Raw genomic sequence first — 18,603 nt, 5'->3', positions numbered from 1 at the left:
TCATATAAAAAGGAAACATGCTATGCAAGAAAAATTATATTTCCATTTATAGTTTCCATATATAAACAATGATTCCTGTATTGTTTTTACATTTATAAAAAAATTTCATAAAAAACAAGTTGCATGTTGAGGATGCCTTCCTCATCTCAAAATGCAAAAGCAAAACTGACCACTAGGGGGATAAAGTGAAACATTATTTCCTTATCCCCGCCAACCATTTCTGGAACATATTCACTAATTCTCTTTTCCCCGCTAACCTCTCTTCGCCTCTTTTTGTTTTATACGGATACAATTGTAGAAATACACCACAACCTGCTTCAATTTTTTTTGCATGCATATTACTACCTGGATATACACATATAACTTCATAAATTGCACGGCGGTGAAATAATCGTTTTCCATTCTGCTCTTCTACATATTTAATTGACCAATATTTGTACATCTGCTCGGTTGCTTTCGTATTTCCAACTGGCTGAAAAATGTTATACATCGGACTATATTTCACTTCAATAATAATAGATGATTGATATACATAGGCAGCTTCCTCTCGCTTATAACAATCAATACGAATATCCGGTTTTTTTGTATCTTCTCCATTATAAAAATGACTCTGTTTACTGAGCGCAATAAGCGGATGTGTTTCAATTAAATCATTGAATGCTACATGCAGCTGCAACTCTTCTTTTTCTAACACAATTGTTGTTCCATCTTGTAAACCGTCTAAATAAAAATACGATTGAATTTGTTCTGTAATTGACGGATCATCATTAAAACCAATCTCCTGTAAAATTGCCACAACAGTAAAATATGCATAGTACTCATAAATTAAAAATGTCGGCTTATAAACAAATAAAAACGATGGTTCTAATTCATTGTGCTGCGGTAAAAATTCAAGCTGACGTAATAACTGGTGATACACAGGAGGAAGTGAATGTGTTGTAAGCGTAACTTCTTCCTGAACACCTCTCCAAAATGGTGTGTATAAAAGATGTGAAAAATACATAAGTGTACTTTGCAAAATGGTATATAGCACTTTATATTCTTGAATTTTCATTGCCATTTTGCGCAAATCAGTGTCTTTTAGCAAATGAATGTTTCCATATTTTTGTTTGTCACGCTCAGTCACAGAGCCATTTCGCTCAATCGTCTGTAAAATGGTATGTACTGCTTTTTTCTCTTCGCTTCGCGTTTGCTGTGCCCGCTCTAGTTTCTGAATCGTTTCGCGCAAAAATAAACCAATTTCCAATAGCTTATTATAAAACATCTTCGTTTTATATTTTACATAGCCATTTTCTTTACAATGCTTTTGCTCTGTAAAGCGGCGATTATACCATTTTGCATACGGTTTTTTTTCATGTATAATGGTACTCTTTCTTGTGGGTTTTCTCTCTTTTATTTCCCATATATATTCTTGTTCAAAAAATTTCTTTTGCTGCACTTCATAATATAGCTGCTTTACTTTTTTCATTTTTTGCGGCAACATACGGAGCATACGCATATATGAATAATCTTCAATATCTGCAAACGTAACAAATGTCTTTTTATAATATCCACGATCTAAAATGATTCCACCTAGTACAGACTTTACATATTGCTGAATTAACTCTAGTTGATCATCAAAAAAATTTTTCGGAACGATTTGAAACGCCCCGTAAAACAGCTCTTCTCCAACCTGCACTTCAAAGTGATATACACCGCAGCGCCATGGATATATATAATCCGTTTTTCCATGCTCATACAACAAAACGGTACGCTGTTTTTCATGCAGTTCATATTTCCATTCCATATGGTGCTTTTGTCCTTCATATACTTTATTCCAAATGAACGTAATCTTTATTGGATATTGTGATTGTATATGGAGCCGAAGCGGTTTTAATTCTTGTACTTTGTATACACATGAAGAAATCGTAACTGGTGAAACGCAAAGTTTATTTAATACAATATGTTCCCCCTTCTCTTCTGCTCCTACTATCACTTTCAATAGAAAGGGAAGCCTTTCCCCTGTCTCTATGATTTCTGTTTCATACGTACTTTCATTTAACATATCCGTATAGCTCCAACTCTCGCTGTTTTTGTTTCATATACAACAGTGAGTGTTCAAAAGTTGATACACGATTTGCAAGTGATGATTGTAATAATTGTACAAGAGACATCTCTTTTTTCCCCTCTTCACGAAGCAACGCCCCCATTGTCGCTTCTGTACCACGTAACTTCGTTAAAATACGTTGTTTTATTTGTAAGTCAAACGCTTCTTCACGACTTATTAACAAAGATCTCCCTTCATCATATGGGATATTTTGCAAATAAGATGCAATTGCCGACGCAACGCGAAACGAAATTCCTTTTGAAGCATCGTGAAGAAATAACAGTTGATGCACTTTATCTAATAACTCCAATTCTTCATCTGTGAACACGTCAAGCATTACCTTGTGGTGAACCCAATTCATTCGAAATTCTAATGCTGCAACAGATAATGCACACGGAATATTCATCATCTTTCTCTCCACCATACTCATCTCACAAAATGGGATTTTTTGAAGGAATACGACATTTACACGGTCTAATAAACGGTCAGATAGCTCCTTTGTTGTTTCATCAAAATTAACTGTACCAATAAAGATGACATTATCACCAATTTCTATTTGCGGTGGTACATCCTGTTCTTTTTCATTACTAGCTGCATATAAAGTTAAAATACGATTTTTCCGATCTAGCTGCAATAGTGATAGAAAAGGAGTAAACCAATGTTCAATATATGACAAGTTCATTTCATCAAATACAATCATATATAATTGATTTGGATTTTTAGCGGCATCTAACAGTGTTCGAACAAGTTTAGTTTCACTTTCCATATACGTTCCATTTGAATGAAGATAACCTAATACGTCATGAGGTTCTTGATACGATGGTGACACAGGAATCCAAATGAAATCTTTCCCAAACGTTAATCCGAGCGCTTCTGCATAGGCTTGCACAAACTGTGATTTTCCGATTCCAGGCATACCACCTACTATTGTTAATAAATTTGTCTTTACACAAATATGAAAATTGTAAATATCGCTTTCATCAATATATAATTCTTTTTCTGTGATAATTTTCTTTACGTATTGTATAAAAGAATACTCACGTTCATTCCATTCATTTCCCTTTTCTTGTTTACGTGTATCGCTGATTTCAATTTGTTTTCCATTCGCTTTTATTTGTTTTTCTAATTGTTCATATACTTCTGCTCGAACAAAAAACAAACTATTCTCTACATTCATATCGACATACTGCATCCAATCATCCATATCGAGGTAACGAACATCACGCCTCAGTTCTCGATATGTAATGGTACTAATAGAAGGTTTTAAAAATACATTTCCATATATCCGCCCTTCATGCCATAACAACCCTGGCGTACCAAAATCATGCGGAAATTTGGGCACTAGAAATGAAACATATCCTTTCCCAAGTTTTCTTTCAAATACTTCTCTCGCTTTTGGGACTGATAGTTTAGGAGAAGGAATCATTTTATAGGAGCTTGCAATTTCTCGTTCTTCAGCAGCTATTAATTCTGCATATAAAGTGTTCTCCATATAAGAAAGTTGGAATAGCAACAATTGTTTTTCTCGTCTTCCTTCTTTTATACTTGCAAAGAACTTTTCATTTTGTTTATTTTTATATAAACCCTCAAATATATGTGAATCTCCTCCAAAAGCCGCTTCAATTATGTTTGGGATTGGCGAAAGACAAACAATAAAAAATGACCCTTTCTTCTTCTTTTTCTCTTCTACAAATTTCCCAATAAAACGCATATGCTGTAATCTCTTTACAAAGCTTGGGTGAAGAGCTTTCTCAAGTTTCATCTCGCTCACCTTCTTTTTTCAATGCTTTTATCATTGTATGAACAATAAAAGCAAACTAGAAACAAAAAACCTGACACTTATTGTCAGGTTAATGAAAGTTTCCTATTTCTTGAGAAATTGCATTGTGAACAATCTTCATTTTCGCTAATACATAACGTAATGTATCTTCTGCATTCTTATCTTCGTGTACATGCATATTGGCTAAAACTTCTACAGAACAAGCTAAATTTTCTACCGCTCCGCGCAGTTCGGGATGTTGATTAAAGAACGCTTCTTGCACTAATAATTTCCGAACATCTTTTGCTAACTCTACAATCCGCATCAATTGTTCCTTTTCTTCCATACCAATCCCCTCCTACACATTTCTATAACTATATATTCTGTTAATCTCTAAAAATTCCTGCTAACTTTTAAAAATTAACATGCAAGAAACCTTGTTTCCCCACAAAAAAAAGGATCTATGCCCACACTGTAACATAAATCCTTTTTTGTATATTGATATCTTTACATTCCAATCTTTCCAGTAGCCAGCATATAAATAGAAGCAACTGCTGCAAGTAAAATGATAATCATTACATATTGTTCAGCGCGAGTAAAACAGCGATTTCCTTGTTCTTTTCTTGCAGCGACATACACAATAAGTCCGATGCCATAAACTAAAGAAACAAGTAATAAATTTTTCAATCCAGCTGCATATACAAGCCAAATCCCATATACAGATGCCATAGAAGCAAGTATCCCATCTTTCCATCTGTTTCCTTCATATGCTTTTGTAATCACTAATTTCAACTGATATAGTGCTGAAAATACATATGGGAGTAAGATTGATGTTGATGCAATAAAATACATGATCTGATATGTGGATGCTGAAAATAACACAATAATAAATAATGTTTGAGCAACACAATTTGAAATCCATAATGCCATATGCGGTGTATCGTTTTTGTTTGTTTTCGTAAATACCTTCGGAAATACGCCGTCTTTTCCAGCAACGTGAGAAATTTCCGAAACAAGTAAAAACCAACCAATTAATGTACCAATAAGCGAAGCAATTAATCCTAAGTTAATTACATACGCTCCCCATGAACCGACGACATGTTCTAATACATGTCCCATTGACGGTGTTTCAAGTGCCGCTAATTCCTCTCGTGACATTACCCCTAGTGATAAAACAGAAATAAGAATATAAATGCTCATTACTAGTAGTAAACCAAATACAGTTGCTTTTCCGACATCACGGCTATGTTTTGCTCGCCCTGATAAAACGACGGCTCCTTCTACCCCAATAAATACCCAAAGCGTAACGAGCATCGTGTTCTTCACTTGTCCAAATACAGAAGATAATGAGACCGTACCTTTCCCCCAAAAATCATGCGTAAATGTATCCCAGCGAAATGCAATAACCATAATCACAATAAATAATACAATTGGGACAAGCTTACCAATTGTCGCAATAAAATTCATAATCGAAGCTTCACGAATTCCAACTAATATAACAAAATGAAGTGTCCACAATAAAAGTGATGCACCGACAATAGATGCAACATTATTACCACCTTTAAAAATCGGGAAAAAATATGCTAATGAGTTAAATAGCATCATAATTGTTGCAACATTGCCTAATATTCCAGCAATCCAATATCCCCATGCACTGTTAAATCCAATATATTCCCCAAATCCAGCGCGTGCGTAGCTATAAATACCACCCTCGAGTTCAGGCTTTCGATATGCCAACGATTGATATACGAGAGTAAGCGGAATCATTCCTAGTCCTGTAATACACCAACCAATTAAGGTAGCACCGCTGTTTGCTCCTGCTGCTAAATCGTGCGGTAAACTAAATACACCGCCTCCAACCATTGTTCCTACTACAAGTGCGATTAATGGAAAAAATCCTAATTTCTTTTCTATTGGTATCACCCCATCTGCAATTTCTTGATGTGTTCATTCCGTTCTACCAGGCATTCATATTATGAGTTATTTATATAAAAAATACGTACCCTGAAAATGACGAACTGTATCACTTTATATTCTTTCACAAAAACATTACTTATTCTAAAAGAAAACGAGCAAAAATGGAATACTTTTTCGAAAAAAAGTATAAGTATGCATAAAAAAAGTCGTTTATTTTTACATAAACGACTTTTTTATATTACATTTGTAAATTTTATCCTGCTATTTGTAGGCAGTAAAACCCCGACCTTAAGATTGTGTGGAGCCCGATTGGACAGGTTTCCCATCAGAGAGTGATGAGGCCCCCTCTGATGGAAGTTTCACTTCATCTATTTTAATAGTCCTTCTTTTTGTAAAAATTCTTTTGCTACATTCTCTGCTGCTTTGCCTTCTACATTCACTTCATAATTCATGTTACGCATTTCTTCGTCCGTAATTTTCCCCGCAAGTTTATTTAATGATTTTTCAATTTCTGGATGTTTCTTTAACGTTTCTTCTCGTACTAATGGTGCTCCTTGATATGGTGGGAAGAGTCCTTTATCATCTTCTAGCACTTGCAAGCCGTATTGCTGTAATTCACTGTCTGTTGAATAAGCATCAATGACATTCACATCACCAGATTGAATCGCACTATACCGTAGCTTCGGTTCCATTGTTTTTAAATGAGGAAATTGTATATTATATAATGTTTGTATTCCTTTATATCCATCTTCTCGATCTGCAAATTCAAGCGTAAACCCAGCTTTCATTTCAGAAGAAACATTTTTCAAATCAGAAATTGTCTTGACGTTATACTGCTTCGCTATTTGTTCTGGCACTGCTAATGCGTACGTGTTGTTATACTTCATTGGCTTTAACAGCTTCATATTAAATTTCTGCTCCATCCCATTTCGTGCCTGCTCATATACTTCTTGACGATCTGTACTTTTTGGTGCTTCCTTTACGAAAGTCGATAAAGCCGTTCCTGAAAATTCAGGATAAATATCGATTTCTTTAGATTTTAACGCTTCAAATACAAAAGATGTTTTTCCGAATCCTGGTTTTACCTCTACTTTTAAATCGGTATCCTGTTCGATTAATTGTTTATACATCTGAATTAAAATTTCCGGTTCTGAACCAAGCTTACCAGCAATTATAATATCTTTCTTTTGTGTACTCCAAAGAAATGGTGCGATGATGATTCCAACTACAACGGCAATTGCAACAATCGTTCGCCTTGGTGAACGTCTTACATGCAAGGTCATGCGTAGCACACCATCAAAAAATAATGCTAATAATGCAGCTGGAATAGCACCTAACAAAATAAGGGCATGGTCATTCCGATCAATTCCAAGCAGAATAAGCTTTCCTAAGCCCCCTGCTCCAATTAAAGCAGCTAATGTCGCTGTACCAACAATTAATACCATTGCCGTCCGAATTCCTGCCATAATAATAGGCCAAGCAAGTGGGATTTCTACCTTCCATAATCGTCTCCAATTGTTCATCCCCATCGCTTTTGCTGCCTCAATAAGCGATGGATCTAATTCACGAATCCCCGTATATGTATTTCTTAAAATAGGAAGCAGAGCATAAATCACAAGGGCAATTATAGCTGGAACCTTTCCGATACCAACTAACGGAATTAGTAACCCAAGAAGTGCCAAAGAAGGAATCGTTTGCATCACAGCAGAAGTACCAATTACCCATTCAGCAATACGCTCTTTTCTTGTTAACAAAATCCCAAGCGGAACTGCGATAAGAATTGCAAAAAATAAGGCAATCAACGAAATTTGCAAATGTTCTAAAAGGGCACTTAACAGTTCTTGTTTACGCTCTTGCATTGTTTGTAAAAAGGTTGTCACTTTCTATGCCCTCACTTTCATTTGCTCTACTATGTATTGAACGATATGTTGACTTGTTAATGTACCGATATATATACCGTTTTCTTCGATCGGTATTTCTTTTTCTTGTTCTAAACGAAGTAAAGCATCATGTAGGGAAACTTTAGTCGAAAGTGGATAACCATCACCTTGTTTTCCTTCTTGTGCTAATATCGATACTATATCTTCTACTTTTCTATGATCATACCAGGATAATCGTGGTCTCCCAATAAATTCTTCTACAAATTTATTTGCGGGATTTTGTATAATTACTTCTGGTGTATCAAGTTGGACAACTTTTCCATCTTTCATTATACAAATACGATCACCAAGCGCTAACGCTTCTTGCATATCATGAGTTACGAAAACAATTGTTTTTTGAATCTTTTTTTGCAAATCCACTAAATCACGCTGCAGCTGCTCACGGCTTAAAGGGTCAAGCGCACTAAACGGTTCATCCATTAAAACAATTTTCGGATTGGCAGCAAGTGCCCGTACAACACCAACGCGTTGCTTTTGACCACCAGATAATTCGTCTGGCATACGTCCCCTGTATATATCAGGATCTAAACCAACCATTTCTAATAATTCATCCACACGCTTTTGAATTTTCTCTTTACTCCATTTTCGCATTTCTGGTACAACCGCAATGTTTTCTGCAATTGTCATATGTGGAAATAGTGCAATTTGTTGCAATACATATCCAATATCCCATCGTAATTCATGAATGTTATAATCCCGAATGTTTTTCCCATCAATAAAAATTGAACCTTCTGTTGTTTCAATCAATCTATTGATCATTTTCATTGTCGTTGTTTTTCCACATCCACTCGGGCCAATCAAAACAAAAAATTCTCCTTTACGAATCTCTAGCTGCAAGGAATTTACAGCCTTCGTTTTATCATCAAACGTTTTTGAAACGTGTTCAAATCGAATCACAAATACAACTCCTTTTTCATTCTTTCCTCTATTCTCACGGAAATCCGAGCTATTTTCAAATGATTTGTCTTTTCAAAATGAAAAAGAGCTCTATTTTGAGCTCTAATAATCCATGAAAACCGTCTTTATAATCGCTGCATACTCACGTATATATGCCTTTTTTCTCGAACGCTTTGGTGTCGGTGCAGCAAGTGCTTCCATCTTTATCCCTAAGCGATCTGCAATAATTTTTGTTCGGTATAAATGATAGGTGTTACTTACTACAACCGCATGCTTTATATGATATAAATCCATAGAAAACTTTATATTTTCATATGTACTTGTAGAACGATCTTCAAGTAAAATTCTTTCTTTTCCAATACCGTTTCTTATTAAATAACGGCCCATACTAAGTGCCTCTGAAATATCCTCATCGTCTCCTTGTCCACCAGATACAACTACTTTTGCCTCTGGATGTGAGCGTAAATAACTTAGTGCTACATCTAATCGATTTTGTAGTGACAAGGAGGGTTTATCTCCAAATAATTTTGCCCCTAAAACTAAAACATAAGGTGCTGTATGACTTACTTTCTCATTGGCAATTTTTTTCATGCGGTATGTTATATACACAATATACAATGGCGGCAGTAACATCAGTAATAATAAAAACCATTTCTTCATCGCAGTTCTCTCCCTTTCTTTTCATTATATGAAAAAAAGGAATTATGCAGAAGTGTTTTCCCTACACTTATTTCATTTCAAAAAATAGCGAGGAGACAACCCTCGCTATTTTCCCTATCCTTGACGTTGTCCTGCATTTTGAGCATTGCGTGCTTTCTTTGAAGAAGTATGATCTTGCGTTTGATTGCCTTTATGCTTCGCTGAACCTAGTGCTTTTGTTTTTCCCATATCATTTCACACCTTTTTTAAAATGTTATATCTATAGGATGCGTATTAGATTTGCTGCTATACAACCGTTTTATTGGTAATATGAATTCGTTCTTGCCGCTGCATTTTCACATATAAAAACGCAATACATGTTGCGCTAATTAATAATAGGCTCAGTGCATAAAACGGCACCATGACACCGATTTGAGACACAAACGTTGTAAAGGCAATAAGAAGAATAACTCGTACACCTGTACCAACAAATCGAAATAGACTATCAACACGCCCAATTATTTCATTTGGAACCTCTTCCATCATAAGCACACTTCGCGCAACACGTGTTCCTGCATTTCCCATCGCCTTAAAAATAGCAAGGCCGTATAATAAGTAAACGGATGGTTGTATGATCATTACGGTAATTGAAATTGTATATATGAGCATCGTGAATACAATAGACACTTCTGTTTTTACATATTTCATAAGAATTGGAATGCCAATTCCCGCAAGCATCGCACCAATACCGTACATCATTCCTTCTGTACCATATACCGATCCATTTGCCTTTAGTACGTCTGAAATATATACAGGCATTAAATAATTTGTCATCATCACACCGATAAACGGCATATATGTCGCAAATAAAAACCAAAATAATCGCTTTCTTTGCTTCATAAAATGAACACCTTCAAAAATTTGTTTTACGAATGGCTGTTTTCCCACTTTTGTTCTCTGTTTTGTATACGGAATAAACGATAATAAAATAAATGCTCCTACATAAGATATCATATTGATCAATAAAATCCATTTCACATCGACAATTGCAATCATAAGACTTGCAACAGCACCTGCGATGACTTGTGTTAATTGTCCCTGTATTTCCATCGTTCCACTTAATGATTTATAATGCTCCGGTGCAAACACTTCTTGGTTAAATGCGAAAATGTTCGGATAAAACACTAAATAATAAAATGAACCTGTTATATACAGCACAATGTAATGGATTGTTTCATAGGAGTGACCTGTAAATCCCCAACATACCATAGCTAAAGCAGCGATTGCTCCAATAGCTTCATTCACTAAAAGTAACGTTTTACGAGAAAAACGATCAATACAATGTCCGATAAACGGTGTACACAAAAACATAACAAGTGTAGACATAATCGAAATATATCCGAACATTGTATTGCCGCCTGGCGCCGTTACAAGCAGCCACGAAATCGTAATCATCGTAATCCCAGAGCCAATTGCCGATAAGCTATTGGCTCCAAGAATAAAGTACAACCGCGAATCACGGTAAAGAGATGACATATTAATCAGCTCCTAACTGTTTTTTCAGTTCTGGAAAAATGCTCATGTATCCTCTCAATTCTCTTAACAAATCCGCAATTAGCGGTTTCGCATCTTCCCCTAATTCTCCGTTTTGTACATGAAGACTATCAATAACAACTTGTTTCGGAATCACATTCGCATATACTCCTCTTGCCACGAGACGCATACTATTTAAAGCATTTATACCACCCTTACCACCGCCTGCAACTGCAAGAAGGCTAACTGGCTTATGCATGAACTCGCTGCTTCCAAGAAAATCAAATGCATTTTTTAATGCACCGCTCATCGCATTATGATATTCCGGTGTGCATAGTACAACACCATCTGCTTCTTTTACAAGTTTCTTTAATTTTGCTACTGCTTGTAATTCATATTGAGAATTTTCTCCGTTATATAATGGAAGCGCTTCAACAGCTAAATCATATAATTCTCCGTTATAAGTTTGTGCAATATGCTGTGCAATGACGCGAGTTTTACCAAATTTACGTGGTGTACCGTTAATAACAACTAGTTTCATGATTATTTCTCTCCCTTGTTTGAATTTCTATATTTATCTTATCAGAAAATTCCCTCTTATAAACCGTAAGAAAGACGGAAGCCGCTTGAGAAAATAGTATGAAAAAACAAAACAGAAACTCATACTTTCGTATGAGTTTCTGTCATTACTCTTCCTATACAACACCATGCTTCACCGCATACAAAGCCGCTTGCGTTCGATCATCTACATGTAATTTAGCTAAGACATTTGAAACGTGTGTTTTCACAGTTTGTTCTGTAATATGTAGCTCTACTGCAATTTCTTTATTACTTCTTCCTTTGGCGATTTCTCGCAGCACTTCTTTTTCTCGCTTCGTTAACATAGATAAATGATCTTGCTTGATCTCCATTGCCGCAGGGCGCCCTAATAAAGTAGGCGTTACTTTTGGATGAAAATTCGCATTTCCTTGATAAACCGCAATAATAGAAGCTACAAGTTGATCCGGCTGTACTTCTTTTAATTGATATCCATCTGCACCTGCTTCTATTGCTGGAAGAACATAATCTTGTTCTGAAAAACTGCTTAACATTAGTATTTTAATAGATGAGTCATATTGTTTTATACGCTTCGTTGCTTCAATTCCGTCCATTTTCGGCATCGACACATCCATTAATATAACATCAGGTCGTTCTGTTTGAATAAATTGTAATGCCTCTTCTCCATCTCCCACTTCACCAATAATGTCAAATTCTTCTTTTGTCTTTAAAAAGAAAACAAGTCCCCTTCGGACAATATGATGATCTTCTACAAGCAGTAATTTAATTTTCAATACATGTCTCCCCTTTATACTGGTAACTGAATCTCAATCTTCGTTCCTTCACCTAGTTTCGTTTGAATATGAAACTTTCCTTTCAACAACTCAATGCGTTCCTTCATACTTTTTAAACCAAGCGCAGAATCTCTTACTTTTTCTTTCATAAACCCTATTCCGTTATCCTCAATTTGGAACTTCAATATATTATTTTCTATTTTTAAATGTACAAATACGTTTTCGCAAGAAGCATGTTTTTTACAATTATGAAGTGCTTCTTGACTAACACGCCATAACATTTCTTCTATTTCATCGTCTATCGAAATAACTCCATCAATTCGCATAATTACATGAATACCAAGGAGCTTTCCATAATTTCGAATTGCTTCAGCAAGACCTTTTTCTAAGCCCTCAGGCCGTAACTGCCAAATTAATAATGTCATCTCTTGCAGTGCCTCTTGTGATAACTCTCCTATATACGTTAACATCTCCTTTAACTCTGTATTCTTCGTCATATCCATTGTTCCTCTAGCTGTTAACATAATTGAAAAAAGAAGCTGTTTAACAGAATCATGTAAATCACGTGCTAGGCGATTTCTTTCTGCAACGACTACATATTTCCGTTCCTTCTCAACTAGCCTAATCCGTTGAATCGTTGTCCCAATTTGAAAAGCAATCGCTTCTAATAAAGCTAATTCTTCTTCTGCAAAGTGCGTTTTATGAGGAGAAGCAACATTTAATAATCCAAACCTCTCCCCTCCTGCCTGAAGTGGAATCGTCGCATGATGCGTAATACTCTCTGTTTCTCCCCATTCATATTCAATCGCATCTTCTATACGCTTACATTCAATAATATTTGTTGCTTTTTGCAAACGCCCCGCAACAAATCGATCAATACACCAACAATCACCTTCGCACATTGGTTTCTTTTCTTCCCATGTAAGTGCTGGTGGTAAATTTGTATCAACGAGCATTTGATGCGTTCCTTTTTCATCAATAAAAAAAATCCATCCTGTTTGTAAATTCATGACTTGCAAGAGCGTATGCAGGACTTTCTCTAACATTTGCTGCAAATCAGTCGCTTCATTTAATAACTCCGCAATTTCTTTTAACGCTTGCAATCGATGCATTTGTTTTTCATTTTCACTCATGTTCATCACCATTTCCTATTATAACATTAAGAAATTTCTAAATACTACAAATGAAACAAAACTTATATCACTATATACATACAAATGAAAAAATCGACATAAAAACCCTCTTTCTTTTTAGGCAAGCGAGAGCATCTGGCCATGCATAGAAGCGGTCAGGGCCTTTTTCTGCCACATGCAAGGTTTAAAACAAAAGGAGCAAGCGAGTACTGATCATATTGTATTCTGCATAGCAACGACTTATAAAGAAAAGCGGAGCCGACTGTTTAGGCTCGTTGGCTAAGGTTCTTTCACACAGAAGGTGTTTTTTACCTTCTTGTGTGGAAGAACCTTAGACATGAGGGCCTAGGAGGCAGAGCTAGACAAAGATGTCGAAAAATTAAAATGGACATATATAATTGTTCGAATGTCTGCATCTCTCTTTTTCTAGGAATCTTATTGCCAGCGAATAACCGATCCTGTATCTTTTCGAATATATGTGCCACTTTCATTTTTTTCTTCTATTTCATCATTTTGCGTCGCTTAAATTGTTAACATATCCTTTTCAAAGTCGACTTTACTATTTTCTATCTCCCTCTTCCATAAGAAAGGAATTCGAAAAGAGGATAAAGAAAAATATACAGAAAGAAGTTCTAAAAGAAACAATTTTTTACATTAAAATAAAAAAGAAAGGTGATAAAAAATTGAGTGTTTTGAATAAATTAATTAAACAAGCTAAAAATCCACAAGGTTTTGTCGGCTCATCTATGTTATGCATCATGAATGTCGCCCATACTAGTATGACAAAATGGGCTTTAAGTAAGGTGAAAATTAGTGAGCGTGCAATCATGCTTGATATAGGGTGCGGCGGTGGAAAAACAATACATACCCTCTCTAAAATGAATCCGGATGGAAAAATATATGGTATAGATTATTCCAAACAAGCCGTAGAAAACTCTATCAAAACGAATAAAAAAGATGTGGATTCAGGAAAAGTGCTTATAAAACAAGCAAGCGTATCGGCTATACCTTTTTTAAATGACTTTTTTGATATTATTACTGCTTTTCAAACACATTATTTTTGGCCAAATTTAGAGAATGATGTAAAAGAAGTATTTCGAGTCCTCAAATCAAATGGCTATTTTATTATCACAGCTGAGCTATATAAAATAAATTATCATATGAAAGAATTCAAAACAAAAGAGGATATAGAAAATTTACTAAGAGAAACTGGATTTAGCAACGTAGTATTTCATGAGTATAGAGGGTCAATTTGTATAATTGCAAGAAAATAACGAAACCGCCAGAATCCCTATTTTTCTGGCGGTCTTTTCTTCCTACTTCACTTCGGCTTGTAAACAAGATTTTACATGCTGCAGGGCAAACTGATGCCCTTGTTCATTTAATGATGCAACTGCTTTTTCATACACGACAATGCGGAATCCTTTATTATAGGCATCAATTGCTGTATGTAACACACAAATGTCTGTACATTATCTTTGAATTTACCATGTGCATAATCACAATAGTACATAATTAATAAGTTTTAATGTATTGCTAATAAACGTTAAGAAGTTTTGAAATACTACCAGCGTTTTAATATAAAAATCTATTTTAAGATATTTATAAAATATCATTTTCTCCAATTTAAGGAGAAAATATGCTTTTAGTTTTCTTCTTTAGTTATTTATATTAAACATACATCTATGTGATATCCATCAGCACCCCATAATGATCACTCGGTAATATCGCTTCTTTAGTAACTGGATAATCCCCAAAGACTTCCACGTTGTCTATGGATGAAATATTCAATTTATTATTTTTGTTAATTAAAATCCAATCATATCGAGCTTGTAATTTTAAACTTGATTCATTTTTTATGTTTAAATTATTTATAAAGTCTAGAGTTGGTTGAGGTTTAATATCATTGTGTTCTTCTTTAAACTGCGCTACATCTATCCAGTAATTATCAGTTAGGTATTGGTGAATACTCGAATAAGGGTCGTCATTAAAATCCCCACAAAGAATTTCGCATGTTCTAGCCTTATTTTCTGTAAAAATCCAATCATGTACTGCTCTAATTTGTTCATTTCTTATGAAAGTGGATTTCCAATTCAAATGAACATTTGTTATGCCAAATTCATAATTTCCATATTTGAAAGTGATTCTAATGGCACAGTAATTTGATTCTTTAGTATTTTTGTTCCAAATAACATCTTCAGTACAAATTGGGATTTTACTTAAAAATGCAAGTCCTTCATCTGGAGAATCTGGATATTCTTTGAAAATACAAAATGGATAACCTGTTTGATTCGCAATGTGTTGTGCAACATTTATCCCTTTTTCACCATCAATAGTGCTCCTGACTTCCTGAATAGCAAGAACCTCAGGATTAACATTTTTGATTACTTCACAGATTGCCGCTAGCCGTTCACCCCACAAAGTTTGATTATTCCAAATATTAAAAGTAGCAATTCTCATTATTCTCCTCCCGCTTTACCAATATTAAACTAGTAAAAACTGACCCTTCTCTTGAATATGCTAGATTATTTTTTCTAGATTAACTGATGTATTATCAATAAAAAAATAAGAAAGAGTATCAGACTGCAGAAACTCGTTCCGAAGAATTATGACTCTTTCCCTCATTTGTGCATCAGTTGGTCTTTGAAGATCACGTTTCAAATGAATTTTCTGGTCTGCCCACAAAATGACATAACACACTACTATCCCTTGTTTAATCCAATGTGTCGTGTACTCATAACATCATCCCAAAATGCGACCCAATCAATTATAACGTCATACTCAGCGTCTAAAAAATCATTACACAATGACATGATATTTTTCCAAACGAGTTCCTTTGCATTTTCAGATTCCCAAGACTTCTCACGTCCTGAAACTGGCATATAACTGATATGCAATTTTTATTCAATGATTTCAGTATGAAAACAAAGCTGCATATGATTAATCATTATTTCTCCAAGATCAGTAAATGTTGCTACGCCTCGTTTGTGTATTGCCGTTTTGAAGCCTTCTGCATCTGCTCCAGCTATTGTCAAAAAATCACAAATATCCGTACAAACTCCGACAGTATGAACTTTTTCAACTCCTAATTTTTTTAAAGTGGTAGCCAAATCTGTTTGAAAGAAAGCATTATAATTTGTTTTTGGGACATAAATTAAATTTTGATTTCTACTATTTTCTTGATGCCATTCGTATAATTCGCCGTATAATTGTTGTCCTTCTGTATTCACAATATTATGTGGTGTCCATAACTTAAAGTGCGGATCATCAGCTTGGTGTGCATCCATTGTAACTACAACAATATTTCCCTCCTCTAAAAATCGAGTTGCTAATTCTTTAATATACGGTACAATTTCCTGTGCTGGTTTACCAGCAGTCAAAGTACCATTATCCGCCACAAAATCATTACTCATATCTACAATTAATAAAGCTTCTTTTCCCATATTTGTTCATCTCCCATTATCGAATAGATTTTAAATATATTCTTTCAATACTTTTTATACATTCAGCCACATTTACTAACTGTTTTTACAGACTCCCCAAATCAATATAACTTCCAACGAGTTCAACTCCAAAATCCTGGATCGCCTCTCCAACATTTTCTATTACTTGTCCTGGTCTTCCGCATGTTAAAGCTCCAGCTTCCGCTACGAAATCATATGTATAATCAATGTTAATAAGTGCTCGTTTCATCTTTTCCATTCCTTTCGTTTCATAGTAAACAATAGAAAACGCGTTATTTTGACACGTTATGATAAATTCGACATGTATAGTGAAAATCCCTATAAAAACAAAAGAAACCTGCTTATAAAGCAGATTTCTTCTTACAGTGCTGGTTTATTTTCAAACTTCGCCTCGGCAAAGTTAATTACTTTTCCATTTGAATCATTATTTTCATACTGGATTACTGTTACGGTATGAATACCTGGTTGTAGTGTTTCTTTTTTTAATGCGATTGTCGTTTGGGTTAGTTCATTTGCTTGATGCGTTTCTTCAAATCGTTTATCAACGTATACAAATGTTTGTTTATCCCCCTGGAAATTTGCAAGTTCGATTTCTACTTGTTGAATAATCGTATCTTTTTTAATAAATACGACAGGTACATTCCCATTTTCTGATGTACCATCAGGTGTAATAACTTTCACTTTTCCTTCACCAACTGAAGTTACTCCTTCAGGAAATGAGTACTTGCTTTCTTGCTGCGCATTAACTGTTTGTTCTTGTTGCGTTTCTTTCTTCACATTCTTTTCTTTTGTTACTCCGCAGCCCACTAACAACATAACAGATAATCCAGTGATTATGAATTTTTTCAAAATCCATTCCCCCTGTATCTTAATGTCTAATTTATTATATAAAAATATTTTTTTAATATATACATCTATTTAGAGTACTTTCGTAAACAAAGCATCTTACTTACACATCTAACTGTACCACACTTATCCCCCTATTTTCATCATTATTTCATCAAGAAATTTTTAGTAAATCCTTTTTAGCATTCTTCTCAACTCTTGTATTTCTTTCATTTCTACACAAAAATAATCTTAGCTCTTCCAGCTAAGATTATTTCAACGCTTCTTCTTATCAATAAAAGTTTCACCTTATCGGATAAACTTCGTAATTTCCGCAACTTCTTTTCGAGCTAGTTTTTTCGGTTGTTCTTTCGGATGTCCTAATGCAATCACCATATTGATTTGTTTATCAGATCCAATTTCTAAATAATCTCTTAGCTCGTTCTGTGCTAATAACACTGGTCCCGTCATCGGGCATGTACCGAGGCCCCTGGCATGAGCCGCAAGCATTAAGTTTTGCGAGGCTAAGCAACTACTTTTGATGCCTTCTTCTTCCCAAACAGACTCTGGAACAAACTCAATCGGATCAAAAATCTTTTCCCGAAACTTAGACTGATATGGGGTTGCTAAACAAATGATTAAAACCGGTGCATCCGAAAATGCTGTTGCATATGTTCCAAAAGAGCGAGTCAATAATTTCCCCGCTTTTTCCTCTCCTTTTTGTGCTGCTTCTTCTGCTCGCTTATGTAGTGCATTCCATGTCATTTCTTCTATGTCTTTAATTTTGTCACGATTCATAATAACGACAAATTCCCACGTTTGCGAATTTGTATCACTCGGTGCATATCTCGCACAATCGATAATTTCTTCAATATCTTCCACAGAAACATCTTGCTCTGTAAATTTACGAACGCTGCGGCGTCCATGAATAATATCTTTAAATGCTTGATAATCCATATAATTTAAAATCCCCTTTTATAACATTTTCAAAATCTCTACCAGTCTGATTATATCATATAACAAAAAAAGCTGGACACGTTCCAGCTTTTCATGTATTTCTTCACTTCTAACGCTGAATA

General features: G+C 35.0%; 16 protein-coding genes and 3 pseudogenes. 1 reads left to right on the top strand and 18 read right to left on the bottom strand.

Annotated elements, in window-relative coordinates:
• Positions 1–193: 193 nt before the first annotated feature.
• The 12 genes and pseudogenes from MR076_RS14525 to MR076_RS14470 all read right to left on the bottom strand — a co-directional run.
• A complete protein-coding gene (locus tag MR076_RS14525) occupies positions 194–2,044 on the bottom strand; it encodes a hypothetical protein (protein WP_242221707.1) in 1,851 nt (616 codons plus the stop codon).
• On the bottom strand, positions 2,034–3,848 hold the full coding sequence (locus tag MR076_RS14520) for a hypothetical protein (protein WP_242221705.1): 1,815 nt from the start codon (positions 3,846–3,848) through the stop codon (positions 2,034–2,036). Before MR076_RS14520 ends, MR076_RS14525 begins: the two co-directional genes overlap by 11 nt.
• An 88-nt stretch (positions 3,849–3,936) precedes the next feature.
• Positions 3,937–4,191 carry a LemA domain protein gene (locus MR076_RS14515; RefSeq protein WP_242221704.1) on the bottom strand — a complete coding sequence of 85 codons (255 nt, stop codon included), beginning with the start codon at positions 4,189–4,191 and terminating at the stop codon, positions 3,937–3,939.
• 161 nt (positions 4,192–4,352) lie between these two features.
• Complete coding sequence (gene arcD / locus MR076_RS14510; RefSeq protein WP_242221808.1) at positions 4,353–5,780, bottom strand: arginine-ornithine antiporter; 1,428 nt, start codon at positions 5,778–5,780, stop codon at positions 4,353–4,355.
• Between the two features lie 350 nt (positions 5,781–6,130).
• The gene (locus MR076_RS14505) at positions 6,131–7,642 is read right to left on the bottom strand and encodes an ABC transporter permease/substrate-binding protein (protein WP_242221701.1); all 1,512 of its coding nucleotides are present in this window, start codon (positions 7,640–7,642) and stop codon (positions 6,131–6,133) included.
• A 3-nt stretch (positions 7,643–7,645) separates the two neighbouring features.
• The gene (locus MR076_RS14500) at positions 7,646–8,599 is read right to left on the bottom strand and encodes an ABC transporter ATP-binding protein (RefSeq protein ID WP_242221699.1); all 954 of its coding nucleotides are present in this window, start codon (positions 8,597–8,599) and stop codon (positions 7,646–7,648) included.
• Between the two features lie 102 nt (positions 8,600–8,701).
• Positions 8,702–9,259, bottom strand: coding sequence for a YdcF family protein (locus MR076_RS14495; RefSeq protein WP_242221697.1), 558 nt, complete (start codon positions 9,257–9,259; stop codon positions 8,702–8,704).
• 285 nt (positions 9,260–9,544) lie between these two features.
• On the bottom strand, positions 9,545–10,774 hold the full coding sequence (locus tag MR076_RS14490; RefSeq protein ID WP_242221695.1) for an MFS transporter: 1,230 nt from the start codon (positions 10,772–10,774) through the stop codon (positions 9,545–9,547).
• 1 nt (position 10,775) lies between these two features.
• The gene (locus MR076_RS14485; protein ID WP_242221693.1) at positions 10,776–11,312 is read right to left on the bottom strand and encodes an NADPH-dependent FMN reductase; all 537 of its coding nucleotides are present in this window, start codon (positions 11,310–11,312) and stop codon (positions 10,776–10,778) included.
• Positions 11,313–11,466: 154 nt separating this feature from the next.
• Positions 11,467–12,102, bottom strand: coding sequence for a response regulator (locus MR076_RS14480; protein WP_242221691.1), 636 nt, complete (start codon positions 12,100–12,102; stop codon positions 11,467–11,469).
• A 14-nt stretch (positions 12,103–12,116) separates the two neighbouring features.
• Entirely contained in the window at positions 12,117–13,235 is a 1,119-nt protein-coding gene (locus MR076_RS14475; protein ID WP_277928477.1) for a GAF domain-containing sensor histidine kinase, read from the bottom strand.
• A 444-nt stretch (positions 13,236–13,679) separates the two neighbouring features.
• A pseudogene (locus tag MR076_RS14470) lies at positions 13,680–13,802 on the bottom strand (alpha-crystallin domain-containing protein); the annotation flags it as partial.
• A 116-nt stretch (positions 13,803–13,918) separates the two neighbouring features.
• Between MR076_RS14470 and MR076_RS14465 the strand changes: the two are divergent.
• A complete protein-coding gene (locus MR076_RS14465) occupies positions 13,919–14,509 on the top strand; it encodes a class I SAM-dependent methyltransferase (RefSeq protein WP_242221688.1) in 591 nt (196 codons plus the stop codon).
• A gap of 42 nt (positions 14,510–14,551) precedes the next feature.
• On the opposite strand, the pseudogene MR076_RS14460 reads toward MR076_RS14465, so the two are convergent.
• The 6 genes and pseudogenes from MR076_RS14460 to MR076_RS14435 form a co-directional block, all read right to left on the bottom strand.
• Positions 14,552–14,707, bottom strand: a pseudogene (locus tag MR076_RS14460) (isochorismatase family protein); the annotation flags it as partial.
• 211 nt (positions 14,708–14,918) lie between these two features.
• On the bottom strand, positions 14,919–15,695 hold the full coding sequence (locus tag MR076_RS14455) for an endonuclease/exonuclease/phosphatase family protein (protein WP_242221686.1): 777 nt from the start codon (positions 15,693–15,695) through the stop codon (positions 14,919–14,921).
• 440 nt (positions 15,696–16,135) lie between these two features.
• Entirely contained in the window at positions 16,136–16,678 is a 543-nt protein-coding gene (locus MR076_RS14450) for a cysteine hydrolase family protein (RefSeq protein ID WP_242221684.1), read from the bottom strand.
• Between the two features lie 154 nt (positions 16,679–16,832).
• A pseudogene (locus MR076_RS14445) lies at positions 16,833–16,928 on the bottom strand (cysteine hydrolase family protein); the annotation flags it as partial.
• 131 nt (positions 16,929–17,059) lie between these two features.
• Complete coding sequence (locus MR076_RS14440; RefSeq protein ID WP_242221682.1) at positions 17,060–17,548, bottom strand: hypothetical protein; 489 nt, start codon at positions 17,546–17,548, stop codon at positions 17,060–17,062.
• 285 nt (positions 17,549–17,833) lie between these two features.
• Entirely contained in the window at positions 17,834–18,481 is a 648-nt protein-coding gene (locus MR076_RS14435; protein WP_242221681.1) for a nitroreductase family protein, read from the bottom strand.
• Positions 18,482–18,603: the final 122 nt, after the last annotated feature.

The organism is Bacillus cereus group sp. BfR-BA-01380, from assembly GCF_022663535.1.
Classification (GTDB): Bacteria; Bacillota; Bacilli; order Bacillales; family Bacillaceae_G; genus Bacillus_A; species Bacillus_A cereus_BB.
The sequence above is the reverse complement of the archived record's forward strand: the minus strand, read 5'-3'. Positions and strand labels throughout refer to the sequence as shown.

Excerpts from the sequence above, each read along its gene's own strand:
- MR076_RS14525 (WP_242221707.1), bottom strand. The coding sequence starts at position 2,044 with ATGTTAAATGAAAGTACGTATGAAACAGAAATCATAGAGACAGGGGAA.
- MR076_RS14520 (WP_242221705.1), bottom strand. The coding sequence starts at position 3,848 with ATGAAACTTGAGAAAGCTCTTCACCCAAGCTTTGTAAAGAGATTACAG.
- MR076_RS14515 (WP_242221704.1), bottom strand. The coding sequence starts at position 4,191 with ATGGAAGAAAAGGAACAATTGATGCGGATTGTAGAGTTAGCAAAAGAT.
- MR076_RS14495 (WP_242221697.1), bottom strand. The coding sequence starts at position 9,259 with ATGAAGAAATGGTTTTTATTATTACTGATGTTACTGCCGCCATTGTAT.
- MR076_RS14490 (WP_242221695.1), bottom strand. The coding sequence starts at position 10,774 with ATGTCATCTCTTTACCGTGATTCGCGGTTGTACTTTATTCTTGGAGCC.
- MR076_RS14485 (WP_242221693.1), bottom strand. The coding sequence starts at position 11,312 with ATGAAACTAGTTGTTATTAACGGTACACCACGTAAATTTGGTAAAACT.
- MR076_RS14475 (WP_277928477.1), bottom strand. The coding sequence starts at position 13,235 with ATGAGTGAAAATGAAAAACAAATGCATCGATTGCAAGCGTTAAAAGAA.
- MR076_RS14455 (WP_242221686.1), bottom strand. The coding sequence starts at position 15,695 with ATGAGAATTGCTACTTTTAATATTTGGAATAATCAAACTTTGTGGGGT.
- MR076_RS14450 (WP_242221684.1), bottom strand. The coding sequence starts at position 16,678 with ATGGGAAAAGAAGCTTTATTAATTGTAGATATGAGTAATGATTTTGTG.
- MR076_RS14435 (WP_242221681.1), bottom strand. The coding sequence starts at position 18,481 with ATGGATTATCAAGCATTTAAAGATATTATTCATGGACGCCGCAGCGTT.